At 60.1% G+C, this 19,053-nt stretch carries 16 protein-coding genes and 1 tRNA gene; 12 read left to right on the top strand and 5 right to left on the bottom strand.

Annotated elements, in window-relative coordinates; all coding sequences use genetic code 11:
* Window positions 1-11: 11 nt before the first annotated feature.
* Window positions 12-97: transfer RNA gene (locus VGI36_03480), tRNA-Leu, on the top strand.
* Between the two features lie 1,035 nt (window positions 98-1,132).
* Here the strand turns inward: VGI36_03480 and VGI36_03475 are convergent.
* Complete coding sequence (locus VGI36_03475; protein HEY2484179.1) at window positions 1,133-2,074, bottom strand: sulfotransferase domain-containing protein; 942 nt, start codon at window positions 2,072-2,074, stop codon at window positions 1,133-1,135.
* 962 nt (window positions 2,075-3,036) lie between these two features.
* Here VGI36_03475 and VGI36_03470 point away from each other — a divergent pair.
* From VGI36_03470 to VGI36_03460, 3 genes are all read left to right on the top strand, one after another.
* On the top strand, window positions 3,037-6,387 hold the full coding sequence (locus VGI36_03470) for an adenylate/guanylate cyclase domain-containing protein (GenBank protein ID HEY2484178.1): 3,351 nt from the start codon (window positions 3,037-3,039) through the stop codon (window positions 6,385-6,387).
* Between the two features lie 363 nt (window positions 6,388-6,750).
* On the top strand, window positions 6,751-7,047 hold the full coding sequence (locus tag VGI36_03465; GenBank protein HEY2484177.1) for a hypothetical protein: 297 nt from the start codon (window positions 6,751-6,753) through the stop codon (window positions 7,045-7,047).
* On the top strand, window positions 7,044-7,328 hold the full coding sequence (locus VGI36_03460; protein HEY2484176.1) for a hypothetical protein: 285 nt from the start codon (window positions 7,044-7,046) through the stop codon (window positions 7,326-7,328). Before VGI36_03465 ends, VGI36_03460 begins: the two co-directional genes overlap by 4 nt.
* Window positions 7,329-7,690: 362 nt before the next feature.
* Here the strand turns inward: VGI36_03460 and VGI36_03455 are convergent, their stop codons facing one another.
* Window positions 7,691-7,933, bottom strand: a complete 243-nt coding sequence (locus VGI36_03455; GenBank protein ID HEY2484175.1) for a hypothetical protein — start codon at window positions 7,931-7,933, stop codon at window positions 7,691-7,693.
* Between the two features lie 210 nt (window positions 7,934-8,143).
* Window positions 8,144-8,536 (bottom strand): hypothetical protein, encoded by a 393-nt coding sequence (locus VGI36_03450; protein HEY2484174.1) that lies wholly within the window; start codon window positions 8,534-8,536, stop codon window positions 8,144-8,146.
* A gap of 121 nt (window positions 8,537-8,657) precedes the next feature.
* On the opposite strand from VGI36_03450, the gene VGI36_03445 reads away from it, so the two are divergent.
* The 5 genes from VGI36_03445 to VGI36_03425 all read left to right on the top strand — a co-directional run bounded on the left by VGI36_03445 (window position 8,658) and on the right by VGI36_03425 (window position 12,697).
* Window positions 8,658-8,846, top strand: a complete 189-nt coding sequence (locus tag VGI36_03445) for a hypothetical protein (protein HEY2484173.1) — start codon at window positions 8,658-8,660, stop codon at window positions 8,844-8,846.
* Between the two features lie 323 nt (window positions 8,847-9,169).
* Window positions 9,170-10,003, top strand: a complete 834-nt coding sequence (locus VGI36_03440; protein HEY2484172.1) for an RNA polymerase sigma factor — start codon at window positions 9,170-9,172, stop codon at window positions 10,001-10,003.
* Window positions 10,000-10,896, top strand: coding sequence for a hypothetical protein (locus VGI36_03435; GenBank protein ID HEY2484171.1), 897 nt, complete (start codon window positions 10,000-10,002; stop codon window positions 10,894-10,896). Before VGI36_03440 ends, VGI36_03435 begins: the two co-directional genes overlap by 4 nt.
* A gap of 241 nt (window positions 10,897-11,137) precedes the next feature.
* Window positions 11,138-11,410, top strand: a complete 273-nt coding sequence (locus VGI36_03430; protein ID HEY2484170.1) for a hypothetical protein — start codon at window positions 11,138-11,140, stop codon at window positions 11,408-11,410.
* 177 nt (window positions 11,411-11,587) lie between these two features.
* The gene (locus tag VGI36_03425; protein ID HEY2484169.1) at window positions 11,588-12,697 is read left to right on the top strand and encodes an IS630 family transposase; all 1,110 of its coding nucleotides are present in this window, start codon (window positions 11,588-11,590) and stop codon (window positions 12,695-12,697) included.
* A 23-nt stretch (window positions 12,698-12,720) separates the two neighbouring features.
* Here the strand turns inward: VGI36_03425 and VGI36_03420 are convergent, their stop codons facing one another.
* On the bottom strand, window positions 12,721-13,122 hold the full coding sequence (locus tag VGI36_03420) for a GFA family protein (protein ID HEY2484168.1): 402 nt from the start codon (window positions 13,120-13,122) through the stop codon (window positions 12,721-12,723).
* A gap of 1,569 nt (window positions 13,123-14,691) precedes the next feature.
* Between VGI36_03420 and VGI36_03415 the strand changes: the two genes are divergently transcribed.
* Window positions 14,692-16,173, top strand: a complete 1,482-nt coding sequence (locus VGI36_03415; protein ID HEY2484167.1) for an amidohydrolase family protein — start codon at window positions 14,692-14,694, stop codon at window positions 16,171-16,173.
* A 10-nt stretch (window positions 16,174-16,183) separates the two neighbouring features.
* Window positions 16,184-17,500 (top strand): CoA transferase, encoded by a 1,317-nt coding sequence (locus VGI36_03410; protein ID HEY2484166.1) that lies wholly within the window; start codon window positions 16,184-16,186, stop codon window positions 17,498-17,500.
* A gap of 586 nt (window positions 17,501-18,086) precedes the next feature.
* Here VGI36_03410 and VGI36_03405 read toward each other — a convergent pair.
* Window positions 18,087-18,389, bottom strand: coding sequence for a hypothetical protein (locus tag VGI36_03405; GenBank protein HEY2484165.1), 303 nt, complete (start codon window positions 18,387-18,389; stop codon window positions 18,087-18,089).
* Window positions 18,390-18,860: 471 nt separating this feature from the next.
* Here VGI36_03405 and VGI36_03400 point away from each other — a divergent pair.
* On the top strand, window positions 18,861-19,053 hold a 193-nt coding region (locus VGI36_03400; protein HEY2484164.1), incomplete at its 3' end, for an IS256 family transposase.

The following is a 19,053-nucleotide window of genomic DNA, read 5'->3' as shown; positions in this document are numbered from 1 at the left end:
ACCCACGGGAAGCCGGGGTGGTGAAAGCGGTAGACACAGAGGACTTAAAATCCTCTGGACCGAGAGGTCCGTGCGGGTTCGAGTCCCGCCCCCGGCATCCAATAAAATCAAGGGTTTTTTGGCCTTTTGCGGCCCTCGCCGAGACCGATCCGTCCGGCTTGACCCCAACATTTGACCCCAACCAGCCTCAAGACCGCGGCTGCTCTGGGAAATAATCGAGCATTTCCGCGGCATTTTCTCTTTAGGCCGATCGAGACCGGTCGACAGCTGCGGTTCCTGGCAAGAAATGCCCGTGAATGCTGAGGTTTTAGGGATTTCACTCCCTGAACCGCCTCCGAAAAAGATACGGCCAGCCGAGTAATTCCGCCCTGGGGGGCCCTGCCGGCCACAGGTGCGGGTTGGGTTGACGCCTAGCCTGGCGGCCGGGGCCACCGCTTTCCGCGCCGACCTTATCACTGTGTCACCACCGCCGGGAAAAATAATTCCGAGAAAATAATTCCACAGTCGGAATTCCCGGATTTTATTTCCGGCCTTTTTGGCAAATACAAGGGTCCGGAAAAAAGCCCTTCCGCAAGATTGGGGAATATAGAGCCGGGAGATAGGGGAGATGCTAAGCAGCTTGCTCAGCACCTTGACCAAACACCTTGACCAAACACCTTGACAAAACGCTTGCTCCGTATCGTCTTTGCGGGTGGCTGCGCGCTAGATCCGGCGAATCCAAGCCTCGATGCGGGTGGATCGACGCTACCGATGGACGCGGGGTCCGTTTGCGCGGAGGTCAAGCGTGACACTTTCAACCGTGCTCGCGAATGTGGCCGTCCCGGCCACATTCCAGGGTACGAAAGCGAGGCGCGATCCTAAACCTGAAATCTTGCGCATTGGGACCGCACTTGGAGACCGGCCATCAAGGAATCATTCCAGAAGAAAAAGCCCGCCGAAGGCTGGCCGATAAAATAGTTAGGCGGACATCGCGGCGCATGTAGCTATGGGTGGTAGATTTGATTCAAGTACATGCTCCCGGAAAAATAAAGCCACTCGAAGGCGCGCTCCGAACACGAAAAATTACCAAACTAAGCCAAATACTTCTTATTGTTTAAGGCCCTCCTTTTATTTCGCCATGCGTAAAGCCAAATCAACTCGCCAATGCGCGCCTGCCCCGCTCCAGCCAGCGCGCGCAATCGGACGTGAGGCTGCGACGAACGGCGGCGTCGTAGAGCGCCGACTCCTCGGCGGTGAAGACATTTTTCCATCGGCCCGACACGCCCTTATTGAAGAAGCGTTGCGCTCCGCCATTGAGTATGGCAACCGCCAACGGCATGAGTTCGGCGCCGTCACGCTTCATCGCTTCGAAGGAGCAAAGTCGTTCCGCGATGCGGATGAGTTCGTCGTTCGCATCGATTTCGAGAAATTTAGCAATCCTTCGTGCTTCGTTAGCGAAATCGGTCTTCAGGTCTTCGTAGTGGCTCATGAAGACGTTGGGGAGATCGCGAAAATCCCAGAAGCTTTGAATCTGTCTGAAATGCGACATCGCAGGATAGCCGTCGTTCTCCCACGCGAGATGCGGATTGCCCCGCGTCAGCCATTCTTTGATAAATGCATGAATGTCGGCGGGCACCCGCTCGTAGCGATCGGGGAACAGTCCCGCGGGGGCATTAGACATCTCGATCGCCTGATCGGTGAGGCCGACGAAATGATTGTGCGCCGACAGCGCCACATCTCTCCCATCGCGACCGACGCAGATGTACTTGACTTCGCGATCATAGGGCAGCGCATCAAACGGCAGATGCGCTTTCATCGAGCGCCGAAAAGTCTGAGCCGCGAGTCGAGCCGCAAGCGCCTCGATCGGAACCGGAAACGAGCGCAAATCAATCCATGGCGAAATCTCGGATAGGGCCCCCGGTAGATGCTCGCCGTGGATCAGCACGGAAACCATACGCTGCATCCAGGTCGTTCCCGACTTCCGACTAGTCGATACGATGATGTCGCCTGGGCGAAGTGGAATCGACGACCATCGCGATGAATCAAGGAAGTGGGTGAGGTAACGCCGCGTCGGTTTGGCGTCTCGCTCGGGCATGGCACCTTTCTCCGTCGGGTCGCTAACGCGCCAGAAATGCTATACTGTCAAGCAGAGTTCAAGACGAGATGTGAGCAAATACCATCCAGAAGTGAAAAAACCGGGAGTACACACTCCCGAGACAGAATCACCCAGATGAAACTCGTGCATCGCGTAACCGTACGCATCCTAGTGTTCATATCCGAATTCGTATTGTGACTCAGCGCCAGTCGTAAGGGGGGCTTGGTCGCTCGCCAAAGACGGGCGAGAGACAAGAAGATTGCGAGCGAGAACAGGACGAGTTTGAGCGCCTCGCTTGCAACCAACCCACGCCAAACCATAAGCGACCTCCTACAATGAGCGCATCGACCGCAACCGTCAGTTCTGTATGGTAGGGATATACAAGACAACGGCGAACGGCCAAGGATATCACCTGGCCGCCCCTCGCCAGAGCTCTGGCTCGGACGCGGCGACTTGGCTCCAAGCCTGGGTCATACGGCCCCGCCTCCAAATCGCACCGCCCCTTTTGTCCTCCTCTCGACCGCCAGCAAAAAAAGTCGAAAATTGATAGTCAAATTCCGTCTATCTTTGATAGTCAAAATTCCCGACTGTCCCCGTAATTTCCTATGCGCGCGCTGGCCCGGACCCCGACCCCTCGTCGGAAATTTGAGCGGTTTTAATTAGCACCGTGACAATCAAGTCGCGGGCTGGATCCACCCTTCGATTTCGGCGTATTTGCCAAAAAATTGATAATCGTTTTTGCTTGCTAGGCGCATAAAGCAAAACGACTGCTTGGTATCGTCCTTGTGGTCGCCGCACGGTGGTACCGTGACCTTATTGCGCGCGCTTTTCTCGCTGGGAAATTGGCGAAACCAGGGTGCGTGTCGGTCGCTCCGCCAAACTCAAATCGAGCCTTTGCGGTACTCGCTGAAACGAGTTTAGTCTGGACCGTCTTGCCAGCGAGGAGGGCCTTGATAACCACCATGCACTGCGCGAAGTGCGCACGTGACAATCCCGATGACGCCAAATTCTGCGTGGGTTGCGGCAACCCGATTGGGGGTCGCTGCGCGAAGTGCGGCGCAGAGAATCCTGCAGACGCCAGCTTCTGTAAGCAGTGCGGCCAGCGGCTCGGTGGGATAGCCGCGCCATCCGCTGCTACCGCAAGACCCGAGCGGATCAGCCTAAGCGGCGAACGAGCCGATAGTGCCGCGCTCGACGGCGAGCGCAAGACCGTCACCGCGCTGTTCGCCGACATCAAAGGCTCGATGGACCTGATCGAAGACCTCGACCCGGAAGAAGCGCGAGCAATCGTCGACCCGGCACTCAAACTGATGATGGAGGCGGTCCACCACTACGGCGGCTACGTCGCGCAATCCACCGGCGACGGCATCTTCGCGCTGTTCGGTGCGCCGGTCGCGCACGAAGATCACCCGCAGCGCGCCCTATACGCTGCGCTGCGAATGCATGAGGAGCTGAAACGCTACTCGGACCGCATCCGCGCCGAGGGCCGCCTTCCGATCCAGGCACGCGTGGGAGTGAACACTGGTGAGGTCGTGGTGCGATCTATCGCGACTGGGGAAGGTCGCAGCGAGTATGTGCCCGTCGGTCACTCCACCGGTATCGCGGCGCGTATGCAGGCGCTCGCGCCGGTCGGGTCCATCGCGGCAACCGAACCGATTCGGAAGCTGTGTGAGGGCTACTTCCTCTTCAAGTCCCTCGGCCCGACCAAGGTCAAAGGGGTTAGTGAACCGGTCAATGTCTACGAAGTGACCGGGCTGGGACCGTTGCGCACCCGGCTGCAACGCTCGGCGAGCCGGGGTTACACCAAGTTTGTGGGCCGCCAGCGCGAGATGGATGCAATGGAGCAGGCCGCCGAGATTGCGAAGTCAGGGCACGGTCAGATCGTCGCGGCTGCCGCGGAGCCCGGGGTCGGCAAATCACGCCTGTTCTTCGAGTTCAAAGCCAGGAACCAGTCGGGATGGCTGGTTCTTGAGGCGTTCTCCGTCTCGTACGGTAAAGCCAGCGCTTACCTGCCCGTAATCGATCTGCTGCACGGCTATTTCGATATCAAGCCGGAAGACGACAGTCGCAAACGGCGCGAGAAGGTTAACGGCAGACTTGTAACGCTCGATCCCACACTGGAGGATACCCGTCCCTACCTGTTCGGGTTGTTGGGCCTGGTCGAGGATGAGGACCCGCTTGCGCGGATGGACCCGCAAATACGCCGGCAGCGCATCCAAAATGCCGTCAAGCGCGTTCTGCTGCGCGAGAGCCTCGACCAGCCACTGATGCTGATTTTCGAAGACTTGCATCAGATCGACGACGAGAGCCAGGCGCTCCTGGATGCGTTGGTCGAGAGTCTGGCCAGCGCTCGTATACTGCTGCTGGTTAACTACCGTCCCGAGTACCGCCACCACTGGAGCAACAAGAGCTACTATACCCAGGCGCGGCTTGACCCGCTCGGGCCTGAGAGCGCGCAGGAGATGTTGGCGGCGCGGCTTGGCCAGGGCACGGATCTGGTGCCGCTCAAACGACTCATCATCGACAAAACCGAGGGCAATCCCCTCTTCATCGAAGAGATCGTCGAGGCGCTGTTCGAGGAGGGTGGCCTGGTCCGCAACGGCGAGATCAAAGTCGCGCGGTCGCTGAGTGGCATCCAGATACCGGCGACGGTGCAGGCGGTCCTGGCCTCGCGCATCGACCGCCTCCCGGGGGACGATAAAGACCTGCTGCAGACGCTGGCGGTGATTGGCAATGAGTTCCCGCTGCGGCTGGTGGGCAAGGTCACCGGCAAGTCTGACGCCGAGCTCAATCGGATGCTCGCCGAGCTGCAGTCGGCCGAGTTCATCTACGAGCAGCCGACAACGGGCGACGTCGAGTACGCGTTCAAGCATGCGCTCACCCAGGAGGTCGCCTACGGCTCGGTGCTGCAGGAACGGCGTAAGGTCATTCACGAGCGCGTCGGCCAATCCATCGAAACACTGTATGCCGATTCCCTCGATGATTACGTCTCGAATCTAGCGCACCACTATCGCCGCAGCGGAAACACCGCCAAGTCTGTCGCTTACCTCCGTCGTGCGGCGGATCAGGCACATCAGCGTTCAGCTTTCTCGGAAGCCGCTGCATACTTCGAGGCCGCGCTGGAACGGCTCAAGGATCTGCCCGGGGGTGCTGAACGTGATCGCCAGGAGATCGCAATCCACACCGGTCTTGGAGACGTAGAGCTGGTTACCAAGGGCTACGCCACTGGCGATTACGAGCGTCACCAGAGTCGTCGACGGGCGCTCGCGGAGCGTCTCGAAGATGGTGTCCAACTTTTTTTTTCATTGGTGGGGATCTCAGTGCTTTCAGCGTTTCGGCTTGAGTTGGACAGGGCACAGGAGATTGCTGAGAACCTTGTCAAACTCGCCGACCAGTCGGGGGATCGCGGGATGCAGCTGAATGCTCATGGTTCGCTGGCCAACGTCCTTTGGCTGATGGGCGATTTCATCGGCTCGCGTCTACACTCGGAGAAGGGCCTCACCTTATTCGAACGCGAGGACCGTCTGCGACAGGGGGAGGAACATTTGAGGGCGGCCTGCCATCTCTATGCGCACTTCTGTACCGTGATGTTGGGTTTTCCAGACGATGCAGTGCGGCAATCGTTGGAGTTTCTGACTTGGGCCCGAAAGAATGCACAGCCATTCCAGTTGGTAATCGCGCTGAACTGTGTTTCGAATGTCTGCTTGTGGCGTAGAGAGGGAGCCGAAGCGCTGAAGTATGCGGAAGCCACACTAGCGCTGACCGGTCAGCACGGATTCACTCAGTGGCATTCTTTCGCCCAAATCGCCCACGCTCAGGCGCTCGCTATGGTGAAAAATCCAGAAGAAGCCATCACCGAGGCAACAGAAGCGATTGCCGTTTGGGAGGCGACTGGGGCGGTCGTCCCTGGTTGGCTGTACGCTGGTCTGGGTTTCGCGTGTGTGGCCGCCCAGCGCCCAGAGGAAGGGCTGAAGGTCGTGGCAAAGGCGCTTCAAGTGGGAGATCGGACGGGTGACGCGGAAGCCAAATCAGAACTATATCGACTTAAAGGCGAATTGTTGCGCATGCTCCACCCGACTGACACTGCCGATGTGGAGGCCTCTTTTCGTGCGGCTGTTGATACCGCGCGAAAACAGTTCGCAAGGTTCCCCGAGCTACGCGCGGCCGTGAGTCTTGCGCAGCTACTGCGCGACACCAATCGCCCCGACGAAGCGCGCGCGATGCTCGCTGAAATATACAACTGGTTCACCCAGGGCTTCGACACCGCCGACCTGAAGGACGCCAAGGTGCTGCTCGACGAGCTGAACAAGTGATCTCTGCTGCGAGGCCAACGGAGGTGGGAGGACAATATGAGCAGTCAATCTCGCGGCGTGAGTTGCTCAAGCGAGGAGCGCTCACTGGCGCGGTTATCTCGGCGTCAGACCGGAAGCAGTGTCAGCCGCAACGGATGCACAGTTGACTTAAAACAGATCTGCAAGACCTTCTTCGATCAGCCGACGTTTAACTTAAACGGCGTGCAGTATGACTCGCAACTGCTTCAGTCGGAACCGCCTAGGCATACGGATGCTGCGCTGCCGTACAACTATCCGAACGGCGATCAGCGGGCCACCCATCTATGACAAGCCAGTTCAATACCTGCGCAGCCAGGGCCTGTGCCTGGAGGATGCCAAGCCAAAATGAACGTGCGACACGCGGCCGCGCTCGCGCTTGTGGGATGGTATCTGATGGTGCCACCGCCCACGCTGAGGAGGTATCCGAACCCAATCGATAAGACCCAGCCGATGTCCAGCTGGAAGAAGATAGGGCAGTTAGATAGCGACGACGATTGTCACCGTGCCTTAAAGCGTCTTGTATACGAGGGCGAGAAGCCAGGGGACACGCCGGCTACCCTCCTCCGTCAAGCGGTTCCGGACGATCTTAAAAGCTGGTGGGCACAATGCATCCCCAGCGACGACCCCCGCCTCAAGCCATGAACCTCGGACACGCTGCCGGGCTTACGCTCATGGGCTGGTATCTCATTGTGCCGCCATACGTGCGGCCGTATCGTGACAGCGACTTGCGGGTGCCGCTCTCGCAATGGAAAATCGTAGAACGCTTCGATACCGCGACCGCTTGCAAAGATTACCTCCAAGAAACGAAGGACGACCCAGAATTCGAGGGGCTCGAAAAGGTGAGGAAAATGGGTATAGCGCCAGTGGCGCTAAATGTTGCGTGGTGCAACTTCTCCGACGTCCGCACCTCAAATGAAAGGTAGACTGTGAGACTCCGACACGCAGCAGCGCTCGCGCTTGTGGGCTGGTATCTGATGGTGCCACCGCATCGCACAACCGATCCAACCAAGAAGTCTGATCCGTCTGCGCCGCTCACAGCATGGACTCAGATGTGGATGTTTGACAGCGCCAGTGAATGCCAAAAAGCCGCGGTCAAAATTCATAATGACAAAGAGCCAGCCCTGAATGCGGCTCAATGCGTCTCGACGGACGACCCGCGCCTCAAGCCATGAACCTTCGCCACGCCCGCGCGCTTAACTTGCCGCCGTAGCAATTGGAAGTCATGAAGTCCTTTGGACTGGCGGCGATCATCTTTAGTATTGGCTGGCTCGTCGTTTGCGTTCGCTCAAGAAATGCCAAAGCCTGCACCAGCGGTGGAACCGTTCGGGCAACCCCGCTCGATCCAGCCACCGGAGACACCAGCGGAAAAGGCGATGCGCCAATTCCGTAGGTATGATGCCGGACGGAGTGGCCCGTTCAGCGGTGGCGCCGCCGTGATGGCGCCGACGCCCTGATCGAGGTAATTCCGCGGCTTGCCCACACCGCGCTTCAGCGTCTTGGGGTCGACGATGTTGGACCGCTTCAGCATCGCCGGGACCCTCCCAGCAGACCAACTGGCAGGTCGTGAACGGGTCCACGCCAGCGGCGATCAGGTTGCAGGCTGCGGTTCGGCGGAAGTCAGAGATGCGCCCGCTTAGGCCGGCTGCGGCGCAGGCCCTGTGCCACGCTTCCCAATAGTCCACGATCGGCCCTTCCGTTGCTATGGAACAGCCACTGGATGACCCGGCCTGACTCGATCTCAAGTTTGCGTGTCGCCTCTAGCTGCCGGTTGATCGTATGGTGCAATTCGGGAATTACGTCGTGGGAACTGCTCCGACTCGTCGTTCTTGCCTTCCTCGAAGTCGAGCACCAGCATATCGCCGAACGATGTGCCGCTTTTCGCGGTGAGCAGCTCGGACGCCACGCCCCACCCGTAGTACGCAACCGTCATGGCCGGCTTCAGGTGCTCAGGCAGGCGCTCGCGGACCAGAGTGCCGGCGCCGGAATAGCGCAACAAGTAAATTTCCCGTGACTCGCAATTCAGCCGTCCACAGTGCTGAACGTAGTCCCGCGCCTTCTGCGCCACAACCCGCCGGGGCAAATCGCCCCGCCGCAATCGAGGAACGCCGCGAATTACAAGCCTGCTGGGCAAGGTTCAGATCTTGCTCCCTAAAATAAATTGCCGGTCGGATGGAGGGAGGGAGCGGAGGGCCTGCGGCATCGTCCAGGCCAGCGACCGCCCTTCTCCCTCCGACACGGCACTAAGGTTTCCGATGCAGATGCAGGACCTCGCATCGATCATCTCTGTGGCTGCGGTGGTCGTGTTCAGTCTGGGCCTCGCCGTCGCGCTGATACTTGCTTTGAACGGAGTTTTTCGCCGGCGTAGCAGCATGGGGTTTGAAGCGATCATCTTCACGACTGTGATTGTCGCGCTGGTGTGCGCGATAATATGGGCTGACTAAGTCGTGCGGGTTATTGAGCACCGAGCCCAAGCGGCACGAGGGGCCCCGGTGATTTCGCGAAACCGGTAGTTCAAGTCTTTTGGCAAAGCGGGACAGCAGCTTGCAACGCCCGCCGGCCTTGATTGCGAGGTCGCGCTATCCAACCAGCTTCAGCTCGTAGGACCACGCACGCGCCCCGACGGAGCTCGGAGGTCTGGACACAGAGTGTCGGTTCGATGAAGACGACCTTCATTGATGTGGGCGCCTCTCGACCGTCGGCTCGGGGTAACCTATATCATTGTTAGAGTCCGAATTAATTATTTCTGCGTCATATGTTCATCGACTTGAGCGCGTTCATTGACCAGCACTCCGCATTGATAGCGCGGGCCTACGAACAATCTGGTGCCGCGCGATGGGCGCTCTCATTCGATGATTTCGCGTGCGCGCTGCATGTCTCGATCTCTGCTTCCGGTGAGTCCGCCGAGGTAGCCATTGGCTCCCTTCGCCTGTCCGACCTGGCATTGGCCGCCGCGTGCCGAGCGGGCATCGAGAATGCCTGGGAAGAGTTCGTTCGACAGTATCGGCCGATTTTGTATTCAGCCGCGCGCGGTATCGCCGGCGACGAGTTCCGGGCACGCGAGCTGGCAGATTCCTTGTACGCCGACTTGTACGGGACGGGACTCCCGCAAAGGCGGCGCCCGTTGTTCGACCACTTCCATGGCCGCAGCTCGTTGACGACCTGGCTGCGTGCCGTGCTGGCCCAGCGCTATGTGGATTACCTGCGCGAGTCGCGGCGCGCGGAAGCGCTCGCAAATCGGACTGAATCGCCCGAACCCACGGAAATCGAATCCACCGATGGGGAGCGTGAGCGCTATCTGCGCGTGATCGGTGTTGCCCTCGAGAACGCGCTCGGCGCCCTCCCAGCGCGGGATCGAATGCGGCTTGCCTACTACTATCGACAGGGTCTCAAACTCAGGGAGATCGGGCAGATCATGGGTGAGGGCGAGTCCAGTGTGTCGCGATACCTCGCGCGCACCCGCAGCGGGTTGCGCCGGCAGATCGAGCGCGCGCTGTCTGAGGAACATCAGTTAAACCGCGAGCAAATCCGACTCTACTTCGGATACGCGGCCGAGGCGCTGCCACTCGATCTCGCGCGTCTGCTTCCGGAGGGAAAATGAATCGGCTGAGGCCAACCAGCGCAGCCGACGAGCGTTCCATCGCCGCGAAGAACGGCCACGCAGACGTCGTCGATGCGACCATCAATCGCGTGCTGGAGGCTGCACCGGAAACCAGTGGAGAGCATTGTCCCGACCCCACCGCGCTGGCGGCATGGTATGACGCGCCTCGCAAGCAATCGCATCCCCTCGATGGGCATCTATCGGACTGCGCGCGCTGTCAGTCGATCGTCGCCGCGATCGCGCGAGCCGAAGATGCCGCGGTGGCGACGGTACGAAAACGGCGTTGGCCGGCCTTGATGCTGCCCGCGCTGGCAGGAATTGGCTTGATCATCGTCGGCGCGAGCGTCCTTCGTCGATCTCAAAATGCTGTGTGGACGCCAGGAACCGTCGCGATCCACGAGAGTCCGTCAGCGAACCCCGGCAGCTCTTCCAATTCTGTCGTGCAGGCACCGCCACACCTCACGACGGGCGAGCTTGTAGTTACGCCTGACACCTCTGCCACCAACCGAGTAGAAACGACCATGGAGACGCGGATCTCGGCTCCGGGCTCGATGGTAGTGGCAGCGCCCGACCACTCGGTCGAATGGTTAATCGGTAAGCACGGAGCGATATTGCGGCGCGAGTCCGATCACAGCATTCACGCCCAAGCGAGCGGCGTGACGACGGATCTGACCGCCGGCGCAGCGGTCTCGTCTACGGTCTGCTGGGTTATCGGGACATCGGGCACGATTCTGCGGACCACTGACGGTCAACGTTGGGAGACCCTCCGGGCGCCAATCACGATGGATTTGGTCGGTGTTCAGGCGCGTACCGCCGACGCGGCTATGGTCGTAGCTGCCGGCGGCTTGAGCTACTACACGATTGATGGCGGTAAGACCTGGGCGCGCCGCTAAGCGAACCTTCCCTGCAAGAAATCCTCGCCGCCTCGTTCTAAGAATAGAGAGAAATAACTCTCGGTCCAGGACCCGAGGAGGCCTGCATGAACGAACTGACGGTGAGCAGACTTGCGGCACGCATCGATGGTTTGGAACGGGCGAATCGGAGAGCAAAGCGGACGCTGTGTGCGTTAGCGGTCATGCTCCTCGCAACGGCGACCCTGGCCGCGAAAGCTCAGCTGGCACTTCTAAGGCCACCATGTTCGAACTGAACGATGAATCCGGACATCCAATGGCAGTGCTCGGGCAAGGTACCCGCGGCCCGAGTCTCATGTTTCTCGACTCGGCGGGAAAGCCGATGCTGCAGGTAGGAGCGGCGCCCGATAACTGCTTGTGGTCCCGCGGTGGCCAAATGGTGCCGCTCGATGAGCAACGTTGCGTTGCCGGACTGTTCGCCTACGACCAAAATGGGATCTCATCTCGCATTTCGATCGTAGCCGCGTTCGGGAAAGCTCAACACTCATCCGAGTAAGCAAAGCCCGGCCGTCGAGGTCATGGGCTCGTGGTTTTGGGACAGGATTCAATAAAGCAAGCGACTAGTGCTTCGACCCATGCATAGGGATCACGAGGTGAGTTGCAGAGGGTCGCGGTATCTGATCAAACAGAGGACGTGGAGCGGAGGCAGCGGAGGCGAAAGCAGTTTCCAGGATTGCGGCTGACGGTAGCAGACCGTCAGGCGCTGCGCGCAGCGCGCGGCGGCGGGCGCCGGTTAAGTGAGCGGCGCTGGCGGCGGATCCGGATCCTGGAACTATTGGATCACGGGTGGCAACTGAGCCAGATCGCAAGGGCAATGGGCACCTATCCGCGCGAGGTGCGCCGGGTCGGTTGGCGATATCTGGAGCGGGGTTTGAGCGCGGCGCGAAGTGACGATCCGCGCCCGAAGCCGCCCAAGCTGCTGGATACCACGCAGCAGGCTGCGATCGTGGCCATGGTGTGCGGCCCCCCGCCACCCGGACACGCGCGCTGGACCGTGGTGCTGACGGCGCAGGAAGCCCAGCAGCGCGGGGTAGTGCGCAAGGTGGGGCGGGAGACCATCCGCCGGCTGTTTGCCAGCCACGCGCTGAAGCCGTGGCGGGAAAAAATGTGGTGCGTGCCGAAGCTGGACCAGGAGTACCTGCAACGGATGGAAGAGGTGCTGGAAGTGCTGAACCAGCCGTGGGATGAGCACGCGCCAGTGGTGGCGTTGGACGAACGGCCGGTGCAGTTGGTGGACGCGGTGCGGCCGGCTACTGCGATGGCGCCGGGCCGGCCCGCGCGCCGCGACTACGAGTACGCGCGGTGCGGGACGGCCAATGTGTTCTGCGTGGTGGAGCCCAAGACCGGTCGCCATCAGACCCACGCCACGAAAAATCGTACCGCAGCGCAATTCGCGCGAGCGCTCAAACGGGTCGCGCTGAGTTACCCCGCGGCGACCACCATTCATCTGGTCCTGGATAATCTCAACACCCATCGAGAAAAATCGCTTACCGCAACTTTCGGTGCCCAAACCGGGCATCAGCTGTGGCGGCGCTTCACGGTTCACTACACGCCCAAGCATGGTAGTTGGCTCAATCCGGCGGAACTGGAAGCCAGCCTGTGGTCGCGGCAGTGCCTGGGGCGCCAGCGGGTTGCCACGCTTACCGAATTGCGCCGACGCACCAGCGCCTGGAACCGCTGGGCGAATCGCACCAAACTCAAAATTGATTGGCGTTTCTCCACCGCGGACGCACGTCGCGTGTTTCACTACCAACGAATCGCTACCTATGAGTCGAAGCACTAGTAGGGTTTCGCTGGCTCCGAGGGTCACCCGTCATCAGAAAACTTGCGGACTCCTTCTGCGATAGTAACCCAGGGGTGCTTGCGCATCGTCCAGTAGTGAGCATCGGGTCTGAGCCAGGAAGTGTCGTCAAGGGTGCCTGCTTTCAAGCTCATGCCGTTCACCGTCTGATGATAGATGCGTGTGCCGCACTCCGGACAGAAGGCGCAGGTTTTCCGGCGCCCGCTGTCGCAAACCACTGCGAACGTCTTCAGCGTGCCGGAAGTCAGACGGAATGCGCCTTCGGGGATGCCGAGACTCAAGCCGAAGGCGCTCCCAGATTGCCGCTGGCACTCCGTGCAATGGCATACCGCGAGACCAACTGGTCTCTTAGTGACCTCGTATCTAAGATACCCGCACTGACATCCGCCCGATCTCTCCTCAGTCACGGCCTCGTCCTCCCGTGGTTCTCCACTCGGTCGTTGTTAACCGTGGCTTGCCGACTCCCCGAATGGGGTTTGCCGCTTTCCTGGTACCTAGACAAGACCATCCGCGACCGCCCGCGGGTGAGAAGGAACCGATCGCAGACGCGGAGTCAAACTGGATCCCGGTGGGCAGATGGTCGTGTAGCCGCCTAGTTTGAATATTCGGGGTGCCGGGGCAGCGCGTCTGATATCTCTTCCCATGCAGCCTTAGAGTTTACGAAGATGTGATAGCCAGGGCGCACTCCGGGATCGTCATCGAGCGAACCTGCCGGAATCAGAACTACATTCAAGGCTGGCACATCACGAGGAACCGGACTGCCACAGACTCGGCAGAACCAGTTTCCGAATCGCTGCGTGTTTGGCATCCGAAACTTGCTCACTTCATCCTGTCCACGCAGCCACCGAAAATCTTCGGGCCGCACAAACATGTTCGCAGCAAAGGCGGAGCCGCGCGATTTCCTGCACCGCGAACAGTGACAGTAGCGAAATTCCGAGGGACTCTCGGCCTCGAAGGCGACCGCGCCGCATAGACAACTTCCTCTGAACACTCGACACCTCCAACAAGGGCGAATCATCGACGCAGACTAGCGTGCACGAATTAGTTGCGACCTGCCAGCGCTCAAGAAGGATCCGAGTCGGAGCTTGCGTCAAAATTGGGCCCGGTGTTGCAAAGGACGCTTAGGGCGGACTGCTCAACTCGTCCAGCAGTGTCTCGGCGTCCTTCAGGACGGCGGTGTCTGAATCCTTCGGTGAACCGGTTGTAGATCGCCCAGCATCAGAGACCCGCACCTTGCCTGTCGGCGATCACGCGTGCTCGAGCCGGCCCGCCGCGAGTAACATTTGTCCCCAGTCGGGGGATGCGGTGCCTTAACGCTAATCCGGCTCCAGCAACAGACCCATCCCGTCAAAGCGGCGAGCCGTTCCCTGCGACCTCAGCCTAGTTGTGATGGACGGCAGAGTGTACTCATGCGGCGTTCGTCCCGGCATAGTGTTTTAGCGCTGGTTTTGCGGAGGTTCTGACAGCCACTTTGACAGCCACCGGTATGGATACGGGCGGATTTCACGGACGCTGGAGGAGTGCGGCCTCTTCAGAATAATTCGGAAAAATCGGGTGCGGACGTGCGCGAACAACATTCCATCGAACTTAAAATCTTCTGGACCGAAAGATTCATGCGGATTCTAGTCTCGCGCCCGGCATCAATGAAATCAAGCAGTTAGGCCGCATGCGCGACGTTGATGGAGTGGCTTTAGATCAGCTTGACGCCCACTGGACATCCACTAGTTCAAAAAACGGGCGCAGTAGGGGGCCCCCGAGATCCGCCCATTGTGGTCGGCCGAGCACCGGGGCCCCCCCGACTCTGGTAGCGTTTGGGGTTTCGTTCCGGTCCAATAAACTATTCGACGCGGGTACAGAAGCTAAGGCTGTCAGCCGACATCACCCATCGAGTATGGAAGTGATCGGCATCATGAGAGTTGAACCCGCCGCCGTGTGGGATGTAACGATCGCCGCGTCACAACGATGGAGGCACTGAGATGTCTAGCAATGGAAGTTCCGACGCTCGGAAAATTCGCGCCGGTCTGAAGCATCCAATAGTCGACGCCGACGGCCACTGGCTCGAATTCGCGCCAATCATCAGCGAGCAGTTGAAAAAGCACGGCGGCCAGCGCGCCGTCGACGGCTTCTTCGCTTTCAATCACTACGTCACTAGGGCCCTCAAGGAAACACCCGCCGAGCGCAAGAGAACGCATCGCGCGCAGGAGGCATTCTGGGCGGTGCCGACGCGCAATACTCTCGACCGCGCAACTGAGTTGATGCCGCGGCTGCTCTATGAGCGGCTGGACGAGTTCGGGATCGACTTCACCGTGCTCTATCCGACCTCGGGCCTCGGCGTCGCGTTCCATCAGGACGGGGAGACGCGGCGCACGACGTGCCGCGCGTTCAACAACTTTGTTGCCGAGTACTTCCACGAGTTCGCCGATCGCATGACGCCAGCCGCCGTCATCCCCATGCACACGCCGGAGGAGGCGATCGAGGAACTCGAGCACGTTGTGAAAACTCTTGGACTGAAAGTCGTGATGATGGCGAGCCTCATGCGCCGCCCGGTTCCCGCCTATGCGGAGAAGGGGTCGGTGCCACATCACGCCCTGTGGCTCGACATGCTCGGTCTCGATAGTGAGTACAATTACGATCCAGTGTGGGCCAAGTGCGTCGAGCTAGGAATTTCACCGACCTTTCATTCGGGATCGCGAGGTGTGGGCCTTCGCCTGTCACCCACCAACTTCGTTTATAACCATATTGGTCACTTCGCCGCGGCGAGCGAAGCAGTGTGCAAGGCGATGTTCCTCGGCGGAGTGACGCGGCGCTTTCCCGCGCTCAAGATGGGATTTCTCGAAGGCGGCGTAGGATGGGCGTGCGGACTCTACGCCGATCTGATCGGCCACTGGAAGAAACGCAATCGTGCTGCGCTGGAGGAAGTAAATCCCGCCAACCTCGATCGAGCGCTGTTGATCAAGCTGATCGACATGTATGGTGGCAGTTGGCTCTCCGGTGATGTGAAAGATCTCGACGCGGCGCTCGCATCCGAACACAGCGCGGGAGGAACGGGCGGAATTGACGATCTGGACGACTATTCGGCTTGCGGCATCAAGCGTCCCGAAGATATCCGCGATCTGTTCGTCAACAACTTCTACTTTGGATGCGAGGCCGACGACCCGGCCAACGCCTACGCTTTCAATCGCAAGGCCAATCCCTACCGCGCGCAGCTCAAGGTCCTGTTCGGGTCGGATATCGGCCATTTCGACGTGCCTGACATGAAGGAGGTCGTACCTGAAGCCTACGAGCTGGTCGAAGATGAGCTTATCACCGCTGATGATTTTCGCGACTTCATGTTTACGAATCCGGTGAAGTTCTGGGGCGAGGCGAACCCACGCTTTTTTGACAGCACCCGGGTCGCTAAGGAAGCATCAGCCGCGCTTGCAGAATCGAAAGCCGCGCTTGCCGAACCTCGGCGCTAGACGACATGCGATGAACGATCAGCGATCACAGCTTGCGCACTGGATGGACGCTCTTCAAGCCGGGGCAGGACGCGATGCTCGCGCGCCGCAGCATGAGGTCAGCTTCGCGGGGCACGATCCTGTTTATCCGACCTGCTTTCGCGCCGGCGAAGCAGCCGCCGCTGCGCTCGGAGCGGCAGCTTCGTCAGCGGCCGATCTGTGGTGTCTTCGCGGCGGCGCGCCGCAGCAAATCAGGATCGATGTGCGCGCTGCCGCGGCGTCTTTGCTCTCCTTTGGGTATCAGCGCGTTAGCGGCGTGGCTTTTGAGCGCGGCTCGCTCGCGACCACTGCGCTCTATCGTGGACGTGACGGCCGCTGGATTCATCTGCACGGCGGTTTTCGCTCCCGGGAGGGCACGCTCGCGCTGCTCGGATGCGCCGACGACGCGGACGCAATCGCACGTACCGTCGCCACCTGGGACGCGCAGGCGCTCGAAGACGCGCTCGCCGAGCGTGGATGCTGCGGCGTGAGGCTGAGGAGCGCGGACGAATGGCGGCAGCAGCCGCAGGGAATCGCACTCGGTAACGTTCCGCCGATCGAAATTTTCAAAATCGGCGATGCGCCGCCCGTGCCGCTCCCCAGACTCCGTGCGGCCGAGTCCGGAGCGCGGCCACTTAGCGGCGTGCGCGTGCTCGATTTGACTCGCGTGCTCGCGGGTCCAACATGCGCGCGGACGATGGCCGAGCATGGCGCCGATGTGCTGCACATCCGCGGGCCGCACCTGCCGTTCGTCGAACCGTTCGTGATCGACACCAACCCGGGCAAGCGCTCCTGCTATCTCGATTTGGATCGCAATGAAGATGCCGAGCGGCTTCGTGCGTTGGCTCGCGAAGCTGACGTGTTCTCGCAGGGCTACCGTCTCGGAGCTTTCACGCGGCGTGGCTTTAGTGCTGAGGCTCTCGCCCAGATGCGGCCCGGGATCGTTGTTGTGTCGATCAACTGTTACGGCCACGAGGGTCCGTGGACGGGGCGTCCCGGATGGGAGCAGTTGGCGCAGACGACGAGCGGCATGGCGCTCGAGCATTCAGGCTCCGAACATCCGGCGCTCGTGGGCGCGGCGCTAAACGACTATACGACCGGATATCTCGGCGCGGCGGGCGCGATGCTCGCGCTCGCGCGGCGGGCAAGCGAGGGTGGAAGCTGGCACGTCCGCGTATCTCTCACGCGTACCGCGATGTGGATCATGTCGCTTTCGCGCGTCGCCGCTGACGCGGTTCCACACCCGGGTGGATCCGGCGGAAATCACGCCCTGGATGATCGAGATGCAAACTGCCTGGGGCGCGCTTAAACGACTCGGCCCGATCGCTCGGATGTCGGCGACGCCGCCGCGATGGGATCGGCCGCCGGCCAAACTCGGTAGCCATCCCGCCGCATGGAGTTGAACTGTCAGCATCGACCCTGGCGCGACATTAATCACGCAGCGGGCTATGTGACGGCGTGACACATTCGAGGCGATGTCGATAAGCGACGCGGCCGGATGCGGTTTCGGTGCTTCTCAATGGACGGGCCGGCAAAGGACCCTCCCGTCTCCACCAACGAATTGGCGGCGAGCCTCTGATAGCCCTTCGCGCAAAAGGGCGGTGCTGTATTCGAAAACGGCCTAGTCGGTATCGCAAAGAACCAGCGGGATCAGAAGAGGAGGGTAGCGAATCAGCGCGCCCATCGTTTCCCACACGAGATCTCTTGGCGCAGGAAACTGCAAGGCTTCCGGGGTTTTCTAGCTGACTGCTGTCTAGCAGAACAACTGCTAGGTGCTTCAATTTACAGGAAAGTGAGTACTCAGCGCGAAGTGATCCGCGGATACCCAGGAGCAGCCAGGGGAACGCGAAATAAGTGCTTGGCCGCGCGCTCACCCTATTATTGTTGCCGACAGTTCAATCAACCTCTTCAACCAAATCGACATTCACGATCGTTCCGACTGGGCTGGAATTCGATTGCATCTCCGCCAGAAGCGCTTGCGCGTCTCGGTCGGCCCGGACCTTGGCGATTATCTCGCCGAACTCCTTCCAGCCTGGCGTCTCGATAACAATAAAGAGAGCGCCGCCGGTATTTGTATACATCCGCTCTTTGGCTCCGGCTCGTTCGCGAATCTTTTTCCACTTCCGTCCGAGTTCAAGGCATTGTTGGAATTTGCCCGGAGCAGGCTGGACTGTAAGCACTTGGGTTACCGTTGGCATATTTTGATCTCCTGGTGCGACCAAGAAATATTCATATCCTCTCACGCCATTTATAAGGCAACCAAATTATTCAGCTAGAGTTGCGGGCACACCCCAATTCGATGAGCCGCAGCCCCAGTGGGGGCACACAGGCGGTCACCATGCACTTCTGTGGAATCGTTAATGTACGTTTCTATTCAGCTCGGTCGCGGGCCAACTGTATTCCCTCGAAGTTTAAATCCCCTGGACCGAACGGTCCGTGAGAGTTCGAGTCCGCCTCCGGCATCAAAATCCTGTGGCACAGTCGGCGATATAGACCACGCACAGAGAAATGCCCAAGAGGAAGATGTGCAGCGGAGACCTTGGCTGTCGCGGTGAAAGAGCTATCACCGACAGTTGTGGATCAGATGACGGCATGAAAAAGGCGGCGTACCCTTCCGCGTAACCACACGCAACGCCCGGTGGGAGCCGGGTGGAAGGAGGACGCCACCGATGTTGAAGGTAATCGAGAACCGGGATGCAGGGGAAGTGCGCGGGGAGGGTTTGCTGGACGAGATCGCACGCGAGGGAGCGCGGCGGATGCTGATGGCGGCGCTCCAGGCCGAGTCTGCCGATTACGTGGAGCGTCATCGCGACGCGCGCGACGAACAAGGGCACGCTCTGGTGGTGCGTAACGGACGGGCCT

Source organism: Candidatus Binataceae bacterium (assembly GCA_036495685.1).
GTDB lineage: Bacteria > Desulfobacterota > Binatia > Binatales > Binataceae > JAFAHS01.
Note: the sequence above shows the minus strand (reverse complement) of the source record. Positions and strands in the feature narration are given on the sequence as shown.